Annotated in this window: 17 protein-coding genes; 8 read left to right on the top strand and 9 right to left on the bottom strand. The window is 67.5% G+C overall.

What is annotated here, in order from left to right; all coding sequences use genetic code 11:
* Positions 1-59 precede the first annotated feature (59 nt).
* The 7 genes from C7455_RS00665 to C7455_RS19800 all read left to right on the top strand — a co-directional run bounded on the left by C7455_RS00665 (position 60) and on the right by C7455_RS19800 (position 6,497).
* A complete protein-coding gene (locus C7455_RS00665; protein ID WP_109664138.1) occupies positions 60-1,073 on the top strand; it encodes a ligase-associated DNA damage response exonuclease in 1,014 nt (337 codons plus the stop codon).
* Positions 1,070-1,954 carry an alpha/beta hydrolase fold domain-containing protein gene (locus tag C7455_RS00660; protein ID WP_109664135.1) on the top strand — a complete coding sequence of 295 codons (885 nt, stop codon included), beginning with the start codon at positions 1,070-1,072 and terminating at the stop codon, positions 1,952-1,954. Before C7455_RS00665 ends, C7455_RS00660 begins: the two co-directional genes overlap by 4 nt.
* Positions 1,955-1,990: 36 nt before the next feature.
* A complete protein-coding gene (locus C7455_RS00655; protein WP_109664133.1) occupies positions 1,991-3,079 on the top strand; it encodes an endonuclease/exonuclease/phosphatase family protein in 1,089 nt (362 codons plus the stop codon).
* 24 nt (positions 3,080-3,103) lie between these two features.
* A complete protein-coding gene (locus C7455_RS00650; protein WP_109664130.1) occupies positions 3,104-4,702 on the top strand; it encodes an ATP-dependent DNA ligase in 1,599 nt (532 codons plus the stop codon).
* 100 nt (positions 4,703-4,802) lie between these two features.
* Positions 4,803-5,189 (top strand): hypothetical protein, encoded by a 387-nt coding sequence (locus C7455_RS00645; RefSeq protein ID WP_109664127.1) that lies wholly within the window; start codon positions 4,803-4,805, stop codon positions 5,187-5,189.
* A 166-nt stretch (positions 5,190-5,355) separates the two neighbouring features.
* Positions 5,356-5,538: a hypothetical protein gene (locus C7455_RS00640; protein ID WP_109664124.1), complete on the top strand. Its 183-nt coding sequence runs from the start codon at positions 5,356-5,358 to the stop codon at positions 5,536-5,538.
* Between the two features lie 146 nt (positions 5,539-5,684).
* Positions 5,685-6,497 (top strand): hypothetical protein, encoded by an 813-nt coding sequence (locus tag C7455_RS19800; protein ID WP_146199895.1) that lies wholly within the window; start codon positions 5,685-5,687, stop codon positions 6,495-6,497.
* A gap of 3 nt (positions 6,498-6,500) precedes the next feature.
* Here the strand turns inward: C7455_RS19800 and C7455_RS00625 are convergent, their stop codons facing one another.
* From C7455_RS00625 to C7455_RS00585, 9 genes are all read right to left on the bottom strand, one after another.
* On the bottom strand, positions 6,501-7,280 hold the full coding sequence (locus C7455_RS00625) for a gamma-glutamyl-gamma-aminobutyrate hydrolase family protein (RefSeq protein ID WP_109664116.1): 780 nt from the start codon (positions 7,278-7,280) through the stop codon (positions 6,501-6,503).
* A 148-nt stretch (positions 7,281-7,428) separates the two neighbouring features.
* Complete coding sequence (locus C7455_RS00620; protein WP_109664113.1) at positions 7,429-7,818, bottom strand: RidA family protein; 390 nt, start codon at positions 7,816-7,818, stop codon at positions 7,429-7,431.
* Complete coding sequence (locus C7455_RS00615) at positions 7,815-8,213, bottom strand: RidA family protein (RefSeq protein WP_109664110.1); 399 nt, start codon at positions 8,211-8,213, stop codon at positions 7,815-7,817. The genes C7455_RS00620 and C7455_RS00615 overlap by 4 nt, the downstream gene beginning before the upstream one ends.
* Entirely contained in the window at positions 8,210-8,629 is a 420-nt protein-coding gene (locus tag C7455_RS00610) for a GlcG/HbpS family heme-binding protein (protein ID WP_109664108.1), read from the bottom strand. The genes C7455_RS00615 and C7455_RS00610 overlap by 4 nt, the downstream gene beginning before the upstream one ends.
* Before the next feature lie 95 nt (positions 8,630-8,724).
* On the bottom strand, positions 8,725-10,869 hold the full coding sequence (locus tag C7455_RS00605) for a malate synthase G (RefSeq protein ID WP_109666022.1): 2,145 nt from the start codon (positions 10,867-10,869) through the stop codon (positions 8,725-8,727).
* Positions 10,870-10,997: 128 nt separating this feature from the next.
* Positions 10,998-11,891: a Hint domain-containing protein gene (locus tag C7455_RS00600; RefSeq protein WP_170118963.1), complete on the bottom strand. Its 894-nt coding sequence runs from the start codon at positions 11,889-11,891 to the stop codon at positions 10,998-11,000.
* 29 nt (positions 11,892-11,920) lie between these two features.
* On the bottom strand, positions 11,921-12,091 hold the full coding sequence (locus C7455_RS00595) for a DUF2256 domain-containing protein (RefSeq protein WP_109664102.1): 171 nt from the start codon (positions 12,089-12,091) through the stop codon (positions 11,921-11,923).
* A 58-nt stretch (positions 12,092-12,149) separates the two neighbouring features.
* Positions 12,150-13,691, bottom strand: a complete 1,542-nt coding sequence (locus C7455_RS00590; RefSeq protein WP_109664098.1) for an FAD-binding domain-containing protein — start codon at positions 13,689-13,691, stop codon at positions 12,150-12,152.
* Positions 13,692-13,748: 57 nt separating this feature from the next.
* On the bottom strand, positions 13,749-13,928 hold the full coding sequence (locus C7455_RS00585) for a hypothetical protein (protein ID WP_109664095.1): 180 nt from the start codon (positions 13,926-13,928) through the stop codon (positions 13,749-13,751).
* Between the two features lie 199 nt (positions 13,929-14,127).
* Between C7455_RS00585 and pepN the strand changes: the two genes are divergently transcribed.
* Entirely contained in the window at positions 14,128-16,728 is a 2,601-nt protein-coding gene (pepN, locus tag C7455_RS00580; protein ID WP_109664092.1) for an aminopeptidase N, read from the top strand.
* Positions 16,729-16,785: the final 57 nt, after the last annotated feature.

Genomic DNA, 16,785 nt, shown 5'->3' with positions numbered 1-16,785 from the left:
CGGGCGACGGGGGCAGAGCCCCATCTTGCACCGCCCCCGCGAAAGCCTACCTTGCGGCCATGGTCCTGACCTTCACCGAGGCCGGCATCTACTGCCCGGCCGCCGACGCCTATATCGATCCCTGGAAACCGGTCGACCGGGCGCTGATCACCCATGGCCATTCCGATCATGCCCGCTGGGGACACCGCCGCTATCTTGCGACCGAGGCAGCAAGCCCGGTGATCCGCCACCGGCTGGGCGACATCACGCTCCAGACCATCCGCTACGGTGAGCGCACCCGCATCGGCGATGCCACAATCAGCTTTCACCCCGCAGGCCATGTGCCGGGCTCGGCCCAGATCCGGGTCGAGGTCGGCGGCGAGGTCTGGGTCGTGTCGGGCGATTACAAGACCACGCCCGACGGTCTTTCGGAACCCTATGAGCCGGTGCGCTGCCACGCCTTCATCTCGGAATGCACCTTTGGCCTGCCGATCTACCGCTGGCCCACCGAGACCGCGCTTGCCGCTCAGATCAACAGCTGGTGGGCCGAGACCCGCGCCAAGGGCCAGACCCCCGTGCTTGGCGTCTACGCCTTGGGCAAGGCGCAGCGTGTCTTGCGTCTGCTCGACCCCGCCATCGGCCCGATCTTGACCCATGGCGCGGTCGAAGCGACGAACGCGGTCCTGCGCGCGCAGGGCATCGCGCTGCCGCCCACGGTTCAGGTGACGGCCGATCTCGACCGCAAGGCGCATCGTGGCGCGATGGTGCTGGCGCCGCCCTCGGCGCTGGGATCGGCGTGGATGCGGGCCTTCGGCCCGGTCTCCACCGGCTTCGCCTCGGGCTGGATGCAGCTGCGTGGCGTGCGCCGCAGACGGGCGGCCGACCGGGGCTTTGTCGTGTCGGATCATGCCGACTGGGCAGGGTTGAACAGCGCAATCGCCGCAACCGGGGCCGAGAGGATCTTCGTCACACATGGCTACACCGCGCAATTCGCGCAATGGCTTGTGTCGCAGGGGTATGATGCGGGCATTGTGCGGACCGAATTCGGGGGCGAAACGCTTGACGAGACACCCGAGGGAGAGACCACCGGATGACAGACCTGACCGCAACTGATCGCTTCTGGCGCATCATTGCGCGCTGGATCGACCGTCCGGTGCTGGCCGCCGTCGCCTCGCAGCGCGTCCTGCGCGCCCTCTTCGCCTTTTCCGCCCGCATGGGCAGCGCGCTGCCCGCGGGACTCACCATGACCCGCGACCGCCACGGCGCGCTTTGGCTGACGCCGCGGGGCGTGTCCCCCGACGCGCCCGTGCTGATGTATCTGCATGGCGGCGGCTTCACCATCGGCAGCCCGCGCACCCATGCGGCGCTGGCCGGCCACCTTGCCGCCCATGCCGGGATGCGCGCCTGCATCCCCGCCTACCGGCTTGCCCCCGAACACCCCGCCCCCGCCGCGCGCGCCGACGCCATCGCCGCATATGCCCGACTGATCGACAGGGACACGCCCCCGGCCGCGCTTGCGGGCGACAGCGCGGGCGGCAATCTTGCGCTGCTCGTGGCGCAACACGCCCGCGACACGGGCCTGCCGCAGCCGCGCGCGCTTGCCCTGATCGCGCCCGCCGCGGATCTCACCGGCGACATCGCCGCCCGCTTCGCCGCCGCACCGGGCGAGGTGCTGATCCCGCCCGCCTGGGCCCGGCGCATCAAGCGGGCCTATCTGCCGAACATCGACCCCGCCGATCCGACCATCTCACCCCTGTGCGGCGACCTGACCGGCCTGCCCCCTGCCCTTATCCACGTCGGCGCCGAGGAGGCACTGGCAGACGAGGCGCGCCGACTGGCCGACAGGATGGACGTGGCGGACCTGACGCTCTGGCCCGGCCTGCCCCATGTCTGGCATCTTCATGCGGGCCGCGCCCCCGCCGCCGACCGCGCGCTGGCTGACCTCGGCGCCTTCCTGAAGGCAAGGATTTCCTGACACGCGCCCGACACGCGGCCATGCTACCGTCCCTGCATGGATATCCGCATCACCACCTTCAACATCGAATGGATGGTCTCGGTCTTCGGGGGCCGCTGGGCCGATTGGGACGGCACCATCCCCGACGCCTTCCCCGGCCGGCGCTTGGGCGACATCACCCTAGAGCCCGTGCCCGACATGCCCGCCCTGATTGCCCGGATCACAGGCGTGATCGATGCCATCGACCCCGATATCTTGTGCGTGCAAGAAGGGCCGCCGCGCCGCGACCAGATGGAGGCCTTTGTCGACCGCCACCTTGGCGGACGCTTCGGTGTCGTGACGGCCAACAGCCAGTGGCAGACCAACCATGTCCTGATCCGAAAGGGCCTGCCGCTCGACCATACCGCAGATGACCCCAAGGACCGTGCGACGACCCTGCGCTGGTCCGGCGGCCCGTGGTATCCATGGGGCCTTGTCGCGGCAGAGGCGCGCAAGCTGCAGCGCTACCACCGCCAGCCCGTGCGCCTGATGCTGACGCCCGACGCCGCCGACCCCGACGCGCCGCGGCTGGAGCTGATCTCGCTCCACACCAAGTCGAAATTCTCGAAACTGCGCACCCGACAGCAATGGGAAAGGCGCGAGACCGCCGCCGTGCTCGATGCGCTCAACGTGCGCCAGAAGCTTTCGGCCGAGATCGCGCTCCTGCGTCGCCATATCGAGGCGCAGATCGACGCGGAAGGCTCCGATCACGCCATCTTGGTTCTGGGCGATCTGAACGACGGGCCTGCCGCCGACCTGTTGGAGGGTGAATTCCTGCTTCACAACATCATCGACCAGCTGCTCGGCACCATCCTTTCGCCCCAGACGCGCATGCGCCACGCGATGAGCGACGATGTTCTGGCGACCTCGGCCACCACGCGGTTCCACAACCCGCTTGCGGATGGCGAACTGACCGAGGAACTGATCGACCACATGCTGATCTCGGACGGGCTGGCGACAGGCCGGGCGGGCGTCTTGTTCCGCCCCGGCAGCTGCGCCGTCGACCGCCCTGCATGGGAGGCGCAAAATGAAGAGGCCGACGATCAGGACATACGTCAATTGCGCCCCTCTGATCACCTTCCGGTCTCGGGCATCGTTGCGTTCTGAGCCAACGGGCCTAGCTTGGGCGGCATGAAGGATTTCGCCGCCCTCTTCACCGCGCTCGACCAGACCACCCGGACCAGCGTCAAGACCGCGGCCTTGGCCGAGTATTTCCGAACCGCGCCCGAGGATGACCGGCTCTGGACCGTGGCGCTTTTGTCAGGCCGCCGCCCGCGGCGGGTCATCACGACGACCCGGCTGCGCGAATGGGCCGCCGAACGCGCGGACATCCCGCTGTGGCTGTTCGAGGCCTGCTATCCCGTCGTGGGCGACCTGTCGGAAACCATCGCCCTTGTCTTGCCACAGCCGACCGACCGGATCGAGCGCTCGCTCACCGGCTGGATCACCGCGCTGCGCGCGCTCGACACCGCCGACGAGGCGGCGCGCAAATCCTTTGTCCTGTCGGCGTGGGATGGGCTGGAGCCGACCGAACGCTTCGTCTTCAACAAGCTGATCACCGGCGGCTGGCGCATGGGCGTGAGCGCGAAACTGACCACGCGGGCACTGGCGCAAGCCACCGGCATCGCGGAGGCCGACCTGATCCACCGCCTGATGGGAGACTGGACGCCCGAGCGCGTCTCATGGGCCAGCCTGATCGAGGCGCCCGACCCCACCGCCGACCTGTCGCGCCCCTATCCCTTCAGCCTCGCCTACCAGCTGGAAGACGCCCCCGACACGCTTGGCCCCGTCGCCGACTGGCTGGCCGAGCACAAATGGGACGGCATCCGCGGCCAGTTGATCTTGCGCGCCGGCACCCGCCACCTGTGGTCGCGCGGCGAAGACCTGATGACCGAGCGGTTTCCCGAGCTTGCCCCGCTGACCGATTTCCTGCCCCAAGGCACCGTGATCGACGGCGAGGTTCTCGCCTGGGACCATGCTGCGGACCGCCCGCTGGGCTTTTCCAGCCTGCAGCCCCGGATCGGGCGCAAGTCCGTGCCGAAAAAGCTGCTGACCGAGGCGCCGGTGATCGTGATGGCCTATGACCTGCTGGAATGGCAGGGCAACGACATCCGCGCCCGCCCCCTGTCCGAGCGTCGCGCCACGCTGGCCGCAGCGCTGGACGGCCTGCCGCCCACCCTGCCCCTGCGCCTGTCGCCTCTGGTCGCCGCACAAGATTGGGCGGGCCTTGCGACAGCCCGCGCGCAGGCCCGCGACATCGGGGCCGAGGGGCTGATGCTCAAACGCCTCGCCGCCCCCTACCGCGCGGGCCGCCGCAAGGGCGATTGGTGGAAATGGAAGCTCGACCCGCTGACCATCGACGCGGTGATGATCTATGCGCAGGCGGGATCGGGGCGGCGGGCCACGCTCTACACCGATTTCACCTTCGCGGTCCGCGACGGCGACAGGCTCGTGCCCTTCACCAAGGCCTATTCCGGCCTGACCGACGCCGAGTTCCGCGAGATCACCGCCTGGGTCCGCAAGAACACCACCGAACGCTTCGGCCCGGTGCGCGGCGTCCGGCCCGAACATGTGTTCGAGATCGCCTTCGAAGGCATCCAGGCCAGCCCCCGTCACAAATCCGGCGTCGCCCTGCGCTTTCCCCGCATGGCCCGCTGGCGGCGCGACAAGCCCGTGGCCGAGGCCAACACGCTTGACGATCTCAAGGCGATGCTGGCGCGCTACGGTTGAGGCGCGGGCGAAAAAGCGCCCCGCCCTGTCCCCGAGATGGCCACAATCGGCTGTCACTTGCAGCGTCGGGAGCAGTTCCGCGCAACAACGGGTTGTCATCATGTTTTTCTTCGAAATCCTCGCTGGTCTCATCGGGGCGCTGGTCGGCGCAGTCCTGATCGCGGCGGCCATCTTGATCGCCTTCCGTCTCTGCCGCATGAACCGCCCGCGCTTTGCCAATATCTGGAAGGCGGCCTTCATCGCCTCGGCCGCGGTGATCGTCGCAGATGCCTTTGGCACCGCACTGCTGCCGCAGACCATTGGCCCGATCGTGGTGCTGGCCGTCGGCCTGACAAGCGGGTTCTTCGCCTATTCCAGCGTACTCGAGACGCCCGAAGGCGAGCCGATGGGCCCCCGCGCCGCAGCTCTGGCGCTGAGCGCGCATGCCGCCTTTTCAGTGGCGATGTTCTTTCTCGTCTATCCGATCGTCATCTCGGCGGTGCTGTAGCGGGTCCACTCCAAGGCCCGCCTAATCCTCGGGCAGATCGCGTGCCATGCCCATAATTTCAGCGCATCCACCAATAGACCTGACGCCGCCCTTCGGGTTACCTTGTTGGTCCACCGGAACCGGGCCCGCGCCCGCGCGCTGTGCCCCCAAGACGGGAGAGTGACCGATGGACCACAAGGATCTCGTGCAATACGCGCGCAGCCTGTTCGACGCTCATGGCGACAAGGCCGAGGCCGAGGCCGCGCAAAAAGCCGCCGCCGCCCGCGAGGCGGGCATGACCGACGACGCCGAGAAATGGGACAAGATCCGGTTTCACATCAAGGAATTGCGCGGCCCGCGCGCGACCTGACGCCGGCCACCCGGACCGAACGTCACTGCCATCGGCGCAGGTTTGCCAAACTGCCGCCCAAAACCTCTGGCAGGCTTGCAAGGGCAAGGCACCGATGCGGCGGACGCCCTATGGCACGACGACACCGACACCGCACCCCGTGTCGCTTGGTCGTCCGCCGCATGGGCCTCGTGGTCAGCGCGGTCTTTCTGTGTTTCGGGGTCGCGTGGCTACTGCATCGCCTCGAGGCAACCGAGCCACAGGCGACTTGCGTGGCCGAACCGACCGTCGCCTGCCTTGCCGATCATGCAGAGCGCCTCGCTCTCGCCGACCGCGCAGTCGGTGACCTTGCACAACTTGGCCGGATCGACGCGGCCCACCGGATCGCGCCGCATGGCGCCTTGCGGAACGGCCGCGCCGAAGCAGAGGCAGAAGCGCAGGCCGACGACCGCACCGCCGCCCATCGCATCGAGACATTGACGGCGGGCCTTGGCGACCCGCAAGCCGCGGCTCATGTCATGGACAGTATAGCGGATGCCCGCTTTGTATGGTCCGAGGTGCTGACCGAAACCCTGCCTACACAGACGCGCCTGACGCTCCTGCCGGTCGCGGAGGCCGCGCTGGCCTCCGACGGCGAGCGGCTCATGCTACGGATGCGTCTGGCCGAGAGCTTGTCGCGTCCCGAAAGCCCCGTCATCGACAGGACGGCCGCAATGCGCCTGCTGGACGGGGTGAACGATGTTCCCACCCTTTGTGCACGGGACGCGCGCACGATCTTGCCCCCGGCCATCACTGTCGCCGCCCGGCTTGGGCGCGACGACCTTGTGCAGCGATTCCTCCGCGACGGCATCGGTCACGCGCTGGAAAGTGGGGACGCTCAACTTGTCGCCCGCATGGCCCTGCTGCTTGCAGCCCACGGGCGGGGTTGCGACCGGCCCCAAAGCGATCCGGGTGCCTGCCGCCTTGCGGACAGGCCCTGAGCCTCAGGCGACCGCGGCCACCGGTACCGGCCGCCGGCTTTCGGCCCAGGCCCGCGCTGCCGCCCCGAAAGCCTCGAACAGGGGCCGCGACACCGGGTCTTGCGCCGCGCGGTATTCGGGGTGCCACTGCACCGACAGGGTGAAACCCGGCGCGCCATCGACATAGATCGCCTCGGGTGTGCTGTCGGGCGCGTGACCGTCGATGACGATTCGGCAGCCAGGCGTCTTGATCCCCTGACCGTGCAGCGTGTTGGTCATCACCTCGGTCGCACCGAAGATCCGGTGAAACGGCCCGCCCTCGGTCAGCGTCACGGCGTGGCGCAATGCGAATTTCTCCTCCATCGTGCCATCAGGCGGCATGCGGTGGTTCATCCGCCCGGGCAGATCGCGGATTTCGGGGTAGAGCGAGCCGCCCATGGCCACGTTCACCTCCTGAAACCCGCGGCAGACGCCCAGAAACGGCTGTCCACGCTCGACACAGGCCCGGATGAGCGGCAGCGCCACCGCGTCGCGTGCCCGGTCAAAGGCACCATGCGCCTCGGTCTCGGGCTCGCCGTATTCCTCGGGATGCACGTTGGGGCGCCCTCCGGTGAACAAGAAGCCGTCGCAAACCTCCAGCAAGTCGCCGATGCAGACAAAGCGCGGATCGGCCGGGATCACCAGCGGCAAGCCGCCCGCCACTTCGGCCACGGCCTCGGCATTCATCGCACCGCCCGCGTAGGTGCGGTATTGTTCGTTCACCAGATGCTGGTTGCCGATGATGCCGATGACGGGCCGGGCCATGTGTCTTCCCCTGTAGGACTGCCCAAGATGTAGCGCCGTTTCGGGCCGACGAAAAGACCATGGCTGGGCACGGACGCCCTGCGTTGATGCAGATGCCCAAGGATTGGGCAGCCTTCACCCCCAGGATGCAGGCCGTGCGCGCCGCGGGTCAGCCGTCCACCGCCCGCGCCGCGCGCACCATGATCTCGACCTGCCAGTCCGGATGCGCCAGCCCCGCCACGATCAAGGTCGCCGCCGCCAGATGCGGGCCCAGCGCGCGCTCCCGTTCCTCGCGGAACAGCGCGACACCTTCAGACCCAGTGACGATACCGATGATCTCGGTGATGTCCGACACGGTCATGCCGCCCGCCGCAAGGATCGCCGCGACATTGGCCCAGGCTTGCCGATGCTGGCCGCGCGCATCCACCACCAGCACGCCCTCGGGCGTCATGCCAACCTGACCGGCCACCGTGATCTGGCGTGCGCCCGCGCCGATCTCGACGCCTTGGGCATAGGCCGAAAACGGAGGCGGTGCCGCATCGGTGGACAGAACCCTCACCCTTTACCCTCCGATTGGGACAGACGCGCCGTCGCCTCGATCTCGATCTTCATCCGCGGGTCCTGAAGACCCGCCACGATCATCGTGGCCGCGGGCCTCACCGCGCCCAGCCATTTGCGCGTCACCGGCCAGCACGCTGGCCACATCCCCGCGTCGGGCAAGATGTAGCGCACCCGCACCACATCTGCCATCGTGGCGCCAGCCTCCTGCAGGGCTGCATCGATGTTGGCAAAACTCTGCTCGGCCTGTGCTGCCGGATCCTCGGCGATCTCCATCGTGGCATAGTCGAACCCGGTCGTGCCCGCGACAAAGACCCAGCCATCCTCCACCACCGCGCGCGAATAGCCGATCTCGGCCTCGAAGGGCGAGCCGGAGGAGATCAACCGCCGCGTCACGCCCGCGCCTCGAACCCCGCCGCCTCGATCCCGGCAACAGCCACGGCTGCATCCTTGTCCGACGTGTCGCCGGTTACGCCCACAGCGCCCACCACGACCCCGTCTTGCAACACCAACACCCCGCCGGGCACCGGCACCAGCCGGCCGCCGAAGGCGCCATTCACCGCGCCCATGAAGAACGGCTGTTCTTCCGCACGCGCCTTCTGGACGCTGCCGGGCATGCCGAGCATCACCGCCCCATAGGCCTTTCCCCGCGCGATCTCGAACCGGCCCGGGCTGGCCCCATCCTCGCGCTCGAAGGCAAGCGGATGGCCGCCCGCATCCAGCACAACAACCGACAACGGGTTCAGCCCCATCTCACGCCCCTTGGCCCGCGCCACCGCGATCATCGCGCGCGCCTCATCCAGTGTGATCATCGCGTCCTCCCTTCGGGCCGGCGCGCCACGTCCCCGCGCGCCACCTTCTCTGTTTTCCAAATATCCCGGGGGTCCGGGGGCAGCGCCCCCGGTCCTCAGGCCGCCTTCAACTCCAGCCGCCGGGCATGCAGAACCGGCTCGGTATAGCCCGAGGGCTGCTCGCGCCCCTTGAAGACCAGATCACATGCGGCAGCAAAGGCGATGCCGTTGAAGCCCGGCGCCATCGGAGTGTAGCTGGGGTCGCCCGCGTTCTGTCGGTCCACCACACCGGCCATGCGGCGCAGGATCTCCATCACCTGCGCCTCGGACACGACACCGTGATGCAGCCAGTTGGCGATGTGCTGCGCCGAGATGCGGCAGGTCGCGCGGTCCTCCATCAAGGCAACGTCGTTGATGTCGGGGACCTTGGAACAGCCCACGCCGCCATCGATCCAGCGCACCACATAGCCCAGGATGCCCTGGGCATTGTTTTCCACCTCGCGCGTCACCTGAGCCTCGGACCAGCGCTGGTAGGCGGCCAACGGAATGTCCAGCAGCGCATTGACATAGGCCCGCCGCCCACCCTTGGCGAGCTTGGCCTGTACTGCCGCCACATCGACCTGATGGTAGTGCAAGCTGTGCAGCGTCGCGGCAGTGGGCGACGGCACCCAGGCGCAATTGGCCCCTGCGCGCGGGTGTTCGATCTTGACCTCCAGCATCTCGGCCATGGCATCGGGCTTGGCCCACATGCCCTTGCCGATCTGCGCCCGGCCCATCAGGCCACATTCCAGCCCGATGTCGACATTCTGGTTCTCGTAAGCGGCGATCCAGCTTTTGCGCTTGATGAAATCCTTGCGCGAAAACGGCCCCGCCTCCATCGAGGTGTGGATCTCGTCGCCGGTGCGGTCCAGAAACCCGGTGTTGATGAAGGCCATCCGGTGTTTGGCCGCCCGGATGCATTCCTTGAGGTTGACCGAGGTGCGCCGCTCCTCGTCCATCACGCCGAGTTTTACCGTGTAGCGTTCGAGCCCCAGAATGCGCTCCACCTCGGTGAAAGTCGCGTCAGCGAAGGCCACTTCCTCGGGCCCGTGCATCTTGGGCTTGACCACATAGACCGATCCCGCATGGCTGTTGCGCAACCCGCTATCCTTTTTCAGGTCATGCATGGCGATCAGAACCGTGACCATGGCATCCATCAGCCCCTCGTGGACCTCGGCGCCATCATCGAGCAAGATCGAGGGGTTGGTCATAAGGTGGCCCACGTTGCGCACCAGCATCAGGGCGCGCGCCTTGACCTGCATCGGCGTGCCGTCGGGCGCGAGATAATCGAGGTCGGGCTCCAGCGCCCGCGTCATCTGCCGCCCGCCCTTCTCGAACGTCTCGGTCAGATCGCCCCGCATCAGCCCAAGCCAGTTGCCATAGGCTTGCACCTTGTCCTCGGCGTCGACGCAGGCCACCGAATCCTCGCAATCCATGATCGCGCTGATCGCGGCCTCCATCCGCACATCGGCCAGTCCCGCCTGATCGCGCGAGCCGATCGGATGGGTGCGGTCGAAGACCAGTTCCACATGCAGCCCGTTGTTGACCAGAAGCACATGGCTCGGCGCCTTGGGATGGCCCCGGTAGCCCGCGAATTTGGCCGGGTTTTCCAGAGGTTTGTCGTCGATCAGCAGCTGACCGCGGTCGATATGGTAGCGCCGCGCATCCGCGTGGCTGTGGCCCTCGACCGGAAAGGCACTGTCGAGAAAGACCCGCGCCCGCGCCACGACCCGTGCACCGCGACCCCGATCATAGCCGCCGGATCGGGGCGCGCTGCCCATCGCATCGGTGCCATAGAAGGCATCGTAAAGACTGCCCCAGCGCGCGTTCGCCGCATTCAGCGCAAAGCGTGCATTGGTGATCGGCACCACCAGCTGCGGGCCCGCGACACTGGCGATCTCGGGGTCGATGCGGGTCGTGTCGATGGAAAACTCTTCGCCCTCGGGCAGGAGATAGCCGATCTCGCGAAGATAGGCCTCATAGCCGTCCGCGTCATGGGGCTGGCCGCGCCGCGCGATATGCCAAGCGTCGATTTTCGCCTGCAGATCCTGCCGCTTGTCCAGAAGTGCGCGGTTTTTCGGCGCGAAGGCGTGCAGCATGTCCGAGAACCCGTCCCAGAACCGCCCCACATCGACGCCGGTGCCCGCCAGGGCCCGGTCTTCCAGGAATTGCGCCAGCTCCGCCGCCACCTGCAGGCTTGCGCGCGCCACATATGTCGTCATGTCGATCACCTCTCGATGCAGCCATTCCACCGGTATCCCGCAGCATACCGGAGCCTCGCGCAGCGGATTACGGAAAAAGTTTCCGATCGGCAACAGGCCGCAACGTGGTTTGTACGACAAACCGGGCATCAGCCGATCAGGCGGACAGCCTCGGCCTCGGTCAGGCGGGGATGGGCGGGGCTGTCTGGCAGGGCAATACCCGCAGGCCAGTCGGCGGGCGGGCCGAGGGCGAGGCTTTCGCGCGGCCAGAAACTCTCGCAAGCCAGCGCCTGCGCAAAGATCACCGCATGATCTCTCAAGAGCAATTGATGCCATGTGATGCTGGCCCCGAAGTCGCGCGTGGCCTGCCCTGCCGCAACAAAGGCCGCTGCCGGCACCAGCACCGGTCCCTCGGGGCGATCCAGCCGCACGCATTGGGTTCCGGCGATCAGAAGATCGTCGCCCAGGCCCATGAACCCGCGGCGCAGGCGCACCGGCGCGGCCTGCCCGCGCGCCAGAACGCTGTGCACCCCATGCCAGACGACCGGCTGAAAACCATGGCCATCGGTCCAGACCTTGTCGCCGACGGCGATATCCTCGATCGGGCGCTTGCCGACTTCGGTCAGGATGCGGGTTCCCGCCGCTAACCCACCGGCAAAGCCCGGAGTGTCCCGTCCGCCGCCATGCGACAGCGAAAGCTGATAGCGCTGGCCGGGCTTGAGCGGTAGCGCCGCGCCGATCACCTGCTGGGTTGGTCCGGGCGGTTGACTGGTGCGCAGCACATAGCCGGTCAGCCGGATGCCCTTGGCGACATCGGCAAGTGTCCAGATCCGCTGTGCCAGATCGCCCGTCGCAAAGGCCTGCCCGCCCATCGTGACGGGGGCAGCAAGCCTGTCGCCGTCCAGCAGCACCTGAACCGGCACAGCGGACCGTGCCAGCGTCAGCGGCAGACCCGCTACCGTCTGCGCCGCGGCGATGGGATCGGAGGGCAGGCTACCGCCGAAATCCTCGGGCAGGTAGGCATAGATCGTGCTGGCGGTCATGTGCTGCCCCGATGGACCTGTGCCGGGGATCATCCCGGTCTCTTGGCGGATTTATCCGCTGGGCGCGCGTTCCTGCACCTGTCCGAGCAATAACGCACTTCGTCCCAGACCTTTTCCCACTTCTTGCGCCACGTAAAGGGTCGCCCGCAGGTGACGCAGGTCTTTTGCGGCAGGTCGGATTTCTTGCGCATGCGGGCCATGGGCGGGAGCTAGCCCTGAGACCCTGCAAGGCCAGAGCGCCCGGAACCTGCCCAGCAGCTATAGATCGAGGTGCAATTGCGCATCGGCCACCTGCGGCTTGCGCTTGCGCGGGGCGCGGTCATTGACGAAATGCCGCCCCGCGCCGCCATCCTTCCGGCTGGCATGCTTGTGGACGACCCGCGCCGCCTCGGCGCGGAAGGCATCACCGCGCCGCACTGCCCAGACCGCATCGCGCGCCGCGCGGGCGGCCTCGGTCACATCGACGACTGGCGCGGGGTAGCGCATGCCCAAAAGACGCGCGGCATCCTCCCACGCCCAAGGTGTCTGCAAGAGCGCATCGGGCACCTCGCGCAATTCGGGGCACCATGTCCGGGTAAAGGCGCCCGTCGGGTCCTGATCGTGCCCCTGCTTGACCGGGTTGTAGATGCGCACCGTGTTCATGCCGGTCGTGCCAGATTGCATCTGCATCTGCGGCCAATGGATGCCGGGCTCGTAATCGGTGAAGAGCCGCGCCAGATGCGGGCCGGTCGCGCGCCAGTCGAGCCACAGATGGTAGCTCGCAAAGGAGACCAGCATCGCGCGCATGCGGAAATTGAGCCAGCCGGTGGCGATCAGCGACCGCATGCAGGCATCGACGAAGGGCACGCCCGTTTCGCCCTTTTCCCATGCGGAAAGGCGCAGGGCATCGGGCACCATCGGCCGCAGCCCCTCATAGGCGGAATGCAGGCAGCGCCGTTCCAGCGCCGGTTCATCCTCCAGCTTTTGCATGAAATGGTCGCGCCACGCGAGCCGCGCCTCGAAACTGGTCATGGCACCCGACCAACCTTCGCGCGTGCCCTTGGCCTGCCGCTTGCGCATTGCAGCCGCCTGAGCCGCCTCCCGCCCGCTGATCGTGCCCCAGGCCAGATGGGGGCTCAAGCGTGAACAGGCATCGGCCCCCTCCAGCGGCGAGGACATGGCGCGCCGGTAGGTCTGGCCGCGCAGCTCCAGAAAAGAGGCGAGCGTCGCCTCGGCCAGGACGCGGCCGCCCTTTTGCCGCCCCGGACAGGGATCGAAGGGCAAGCCCAGATCGCGCGCATCGGGGATCGGACCGGGGTCGAGGGCGAACCCGGTCAACCCCTCTGGCGGCGCGAGCATGGCGGCGCGCATCGCGCCGTCGCGCCGCGCGGCCCAACCATCGCGCCCCTTGAGCCGCCGTACGACACCCGCCTGCGGCCGCTCGGACCAGCCCACGCCCAAGGCCGAAAGACGCGCGGCGACAGCACGGTCGCGGGCATAGCTCCAGAGATTGCCGGTTTCCTCGCAACTCAGGACCTCGGTGATCTTGGTTTGCACAAGAAGGTCCGCCAGAACATCGGCCGCGGGCCCCACCCGCACGATCAGGGGCGCGCCAAGCAGCCCAAGATCGTCGCGCAACCCCCTCAGGCTTTCGGCCACGAAACGCCAGTGCCGCGCCGAGGCGTCGTGTTGCGCCCAAGCCTCTGGTTCAACGATGAAAAGCGGCAAGATGCGCCCGCCGCGTGCGGCTGCCTCGGCCAGGACGGGATTGTCCTGCACCCGGAGATCGCGCTTGAACCAAACAAGAACATCTGAACCCATGGCGGGTCAGATAGCAGGCGCGGAGCCCCTGTCAAAGCCCCGCCGCATCGCCCACCGTCAATCTGCGACCGTGGGTACGACCAGCCCGGCCTCGGGCGTGGTGCCGCTGCCGATGACCTGCAGGGCAATGAAGCCCACAAGGATCACGGCAGCCAGAATGATCAGACCGCGCAGGACCATCAGAACCGGCTTGTGGCGGCGTTCCTGTTTCTCGACATTGGTGCTTGGGGCGGACATGGCTGTCTCCTTTCGCCTTGGGTGTCGATGACGCGACACAGGCCGATTGCCCGTGCGACGTGGTCTTTGACTTATGACCGTTCTCCAAGGAAACAAGGAATTGATCCCGTCGCGGCCCTTGCCGCGCCTTGCTCCGGGCCTCCACCCGGCCTAGCCTCGTGCCGAGCCGCCGCCTGCCAGAGGCGCCAGAGGAGAGACGATGAAAGACGCCGCCCCGCAGCCCATCCACCTGGCCGACTACCGCCCGCCTTCGCATCTGGTCGAGACGGTCGCGCTGACCTTTCGCCTGTCGCCGGGGGCGACGCGCGTTCTCTCACGCATCCGGTTCCGCGCCAATCCGGCGGGGTTGGAAAACGGTAATCTGCGGCTGGATGGCGAGGGCTTGCGCCTGATCTCCTGCGCGATCGACGGGGTGGCGCTGACCGCGCTCGACTACCTGTTGACACCCGAAGGGCTGACCGTGCCCGCAGAACGTCTGCCCGCCCAAAGCTTCTTGTGGGAGGCCGAGGTCGAGATCGATCCGGCGGGCAATACCGCGCTCGAGGGGCTGTACATGTCGGGCGGCATGTATTGCACTCAATGCGAAGCCGAGGGGTTCCGCAAGATCACCTTCTACCCCGACCGCCCCGACGTCATGGCCCCCTTCACCGTGAGGATCGAAGGCGACGCGTCCGTGCTCTTGTCGAACGGCAATCCGGGCGCGTCTGGCCCCGGCTGGGCCGAATGGCACGACCCTTGGCCCAAGCCTGCCTATCTGTTTGCGCTGGTCGCGGGCGATCTGGTGGCGCACAGAGACGCCTTCACCACGATGTCGGGCCGCGCGGTCGATCTCAACATCTGGGTCCGCCCCGGAGACGAGGGCAAATGCGCCTATGCGATGGACGCCCTCAAACGCTCCATGCGCTGGGACGAGGAGGTGTACGGCCGCGAATACGATCTCGACGTGTTCAACATCGTGGCCGTCGACGATTTCAACATGGGCGCGATGGAGAACAAGGGGTTGAACATCTTCAACTCAAAATACGTTCTCGCCTCGCCCGAAACCGCCACCGACCGCGATTACGATTTCATCGAAAGCATTGTCGCGCATGAGTATTTCCACAACTGGACCGGTAACCGCATCACCTGCCGCGACTGGTTCCAGCTCTGCCTCAAAGAAGGGCTGACGGTTTTCCGCGACCAGCAGTTCAGCGCCGACACCCGCAGCGCGGCGGTCCAACGGATCGAGGATGTGCTGCAACTGCGCGCCCGCCAGTTCCGCGAGGATGCCGGCCCGCTGGCCCATAACGTGCGGCCCGACAGCTATGTGGAAATCAACAATTTCTACACCGCGACCGTCTACGAGAAGGGCGCGGAAGTCATCGGGATGCTCAAACGCATCGTCGGTGCGCAAGAATACCGCGCGGCGCTCGACGAATACTTCCGCCGCCACGACGGGCAGGCCTGCACCATCGAGGATTGGCTGGCGGTGTTCCAAGACGTGACGGGCCGCGATCTGTCGCAGTTCAAGCGCTGGTATACGCAGGCGGGCACCCCGCGCCTGACGGCCGAATGGCAGGTAGCCGGCGACCGGCTGCATCTGCGGCTTGCGCAAGTGGTGCCGCCGACACCCGACCAACCGCTCAAGGAACCGGTTGTGATCCCCATCGCCATGGGCCTCCTTGCGGCCGATGGCACCGAGCTGTTGCCCGAGACGCATGTGATCCTCGACAGCCGCGAAACGGTTCTGGATTTCGACCTTGCCAAGATGGCGGCGCAGGCGGGCATCGCATTGCCCGACCGCGTCATCCCCTCGCTTCTGCGTGGCTTTTCCGCGCCCGTAATCCTCGACGCAGCCCTCACGCGGGCGGACCGGCTGGTGCTGCTGGCCCATGACCCCGACCCCTTCAACCGATGGGAGGCCGGGCGCAGCCTTATGCGCGAGACGCTGATGGGGATGCTGACGGGGGGCGCGCGCGATCCGGCGCTGTTCGACGCGCTTGGCCGGCTGCTCGCCGACGAACGTCTCGACGCCGCCTTCCGCGCGCTTTGCCTTGCACTGCCCTCCGAAGATGACTTGGCGCAGGCCGCCCATGACGGCGGCCTCGTGCCCGACCCGACCGCGATCCACGCCACCCGCAAGGCGTTCCAGTCCGCGATGGCGTCCGCGCTGCACGGACCCCTTGCCGCTCTCTACGATGCGAAGGACCCCGGGCCGGATTACAGCCCCGACGCGGCCCAGGCCGCAGACCGTGCCTTGCGCAACGCGGCGCTGGCGCTGCTGACGCGCATCGAGGGACCGGACCGCGCCCGGGCGCATTACGACGCCGCCACCAACATGACCGACGAGATCGCCGCCTTCACCGCGCTGCTCGAGGCGGGCGACACCGACGTCGCCCAACGCTTTCACGACCGCTGGAAAGATGACCGGCTGGTGATGGACAAGTGGTTCATGGCGCAAATCACCCATGCCGCGCCGGACCGGGCGGTTGCGACCGCGCGGGCGCTGACGGACCATCCGCTGTTCGACTGGACCAATCCCAACCGCTTCCGGTCGGTGATCGGCGGATTGACGGCCGGCAACCCCGCGGGGTTCCACGACCCCTCGGGCGCGGGCTACGCCTTTCTGGCCGACTGGCTGATCCGGTTGGATGCCAAGAACCCGCAGACGGCAGCGCGGATGTCTACGGCCTATGAGACTTGGGCGCGGTATGACGCCGACCGGCAAGACATGATTCGTGCCGAGCTTGACCGGATCGCGGCCACCGAAGGCCTGAGCCGCGATCTGTCCGAAATGGTGGGCCGCATCCGGGGCGCGTGACCCCGGACGGGGCGCAGGCGGCAGGCTGGTCATGCATATTTGGGGAAAGATGAAGGC

Source organism: Roseicyclus mahoneyensis, assembly GCF_003148775.1.
GTDB classification, from domain to species: domain Bacteria; phylum Pseudomonadota; class Alphaproteobacteria; order Rhodobacterales; family Rhodobacteraceae; genus Roseicyclus; species Roseicyclus mahoneyensis.
The sequence above is the reverse complement of the archived record's forward strand: the minus strand, read 5'-3'. Positions and strand labels throughout refer to the sequence as shown.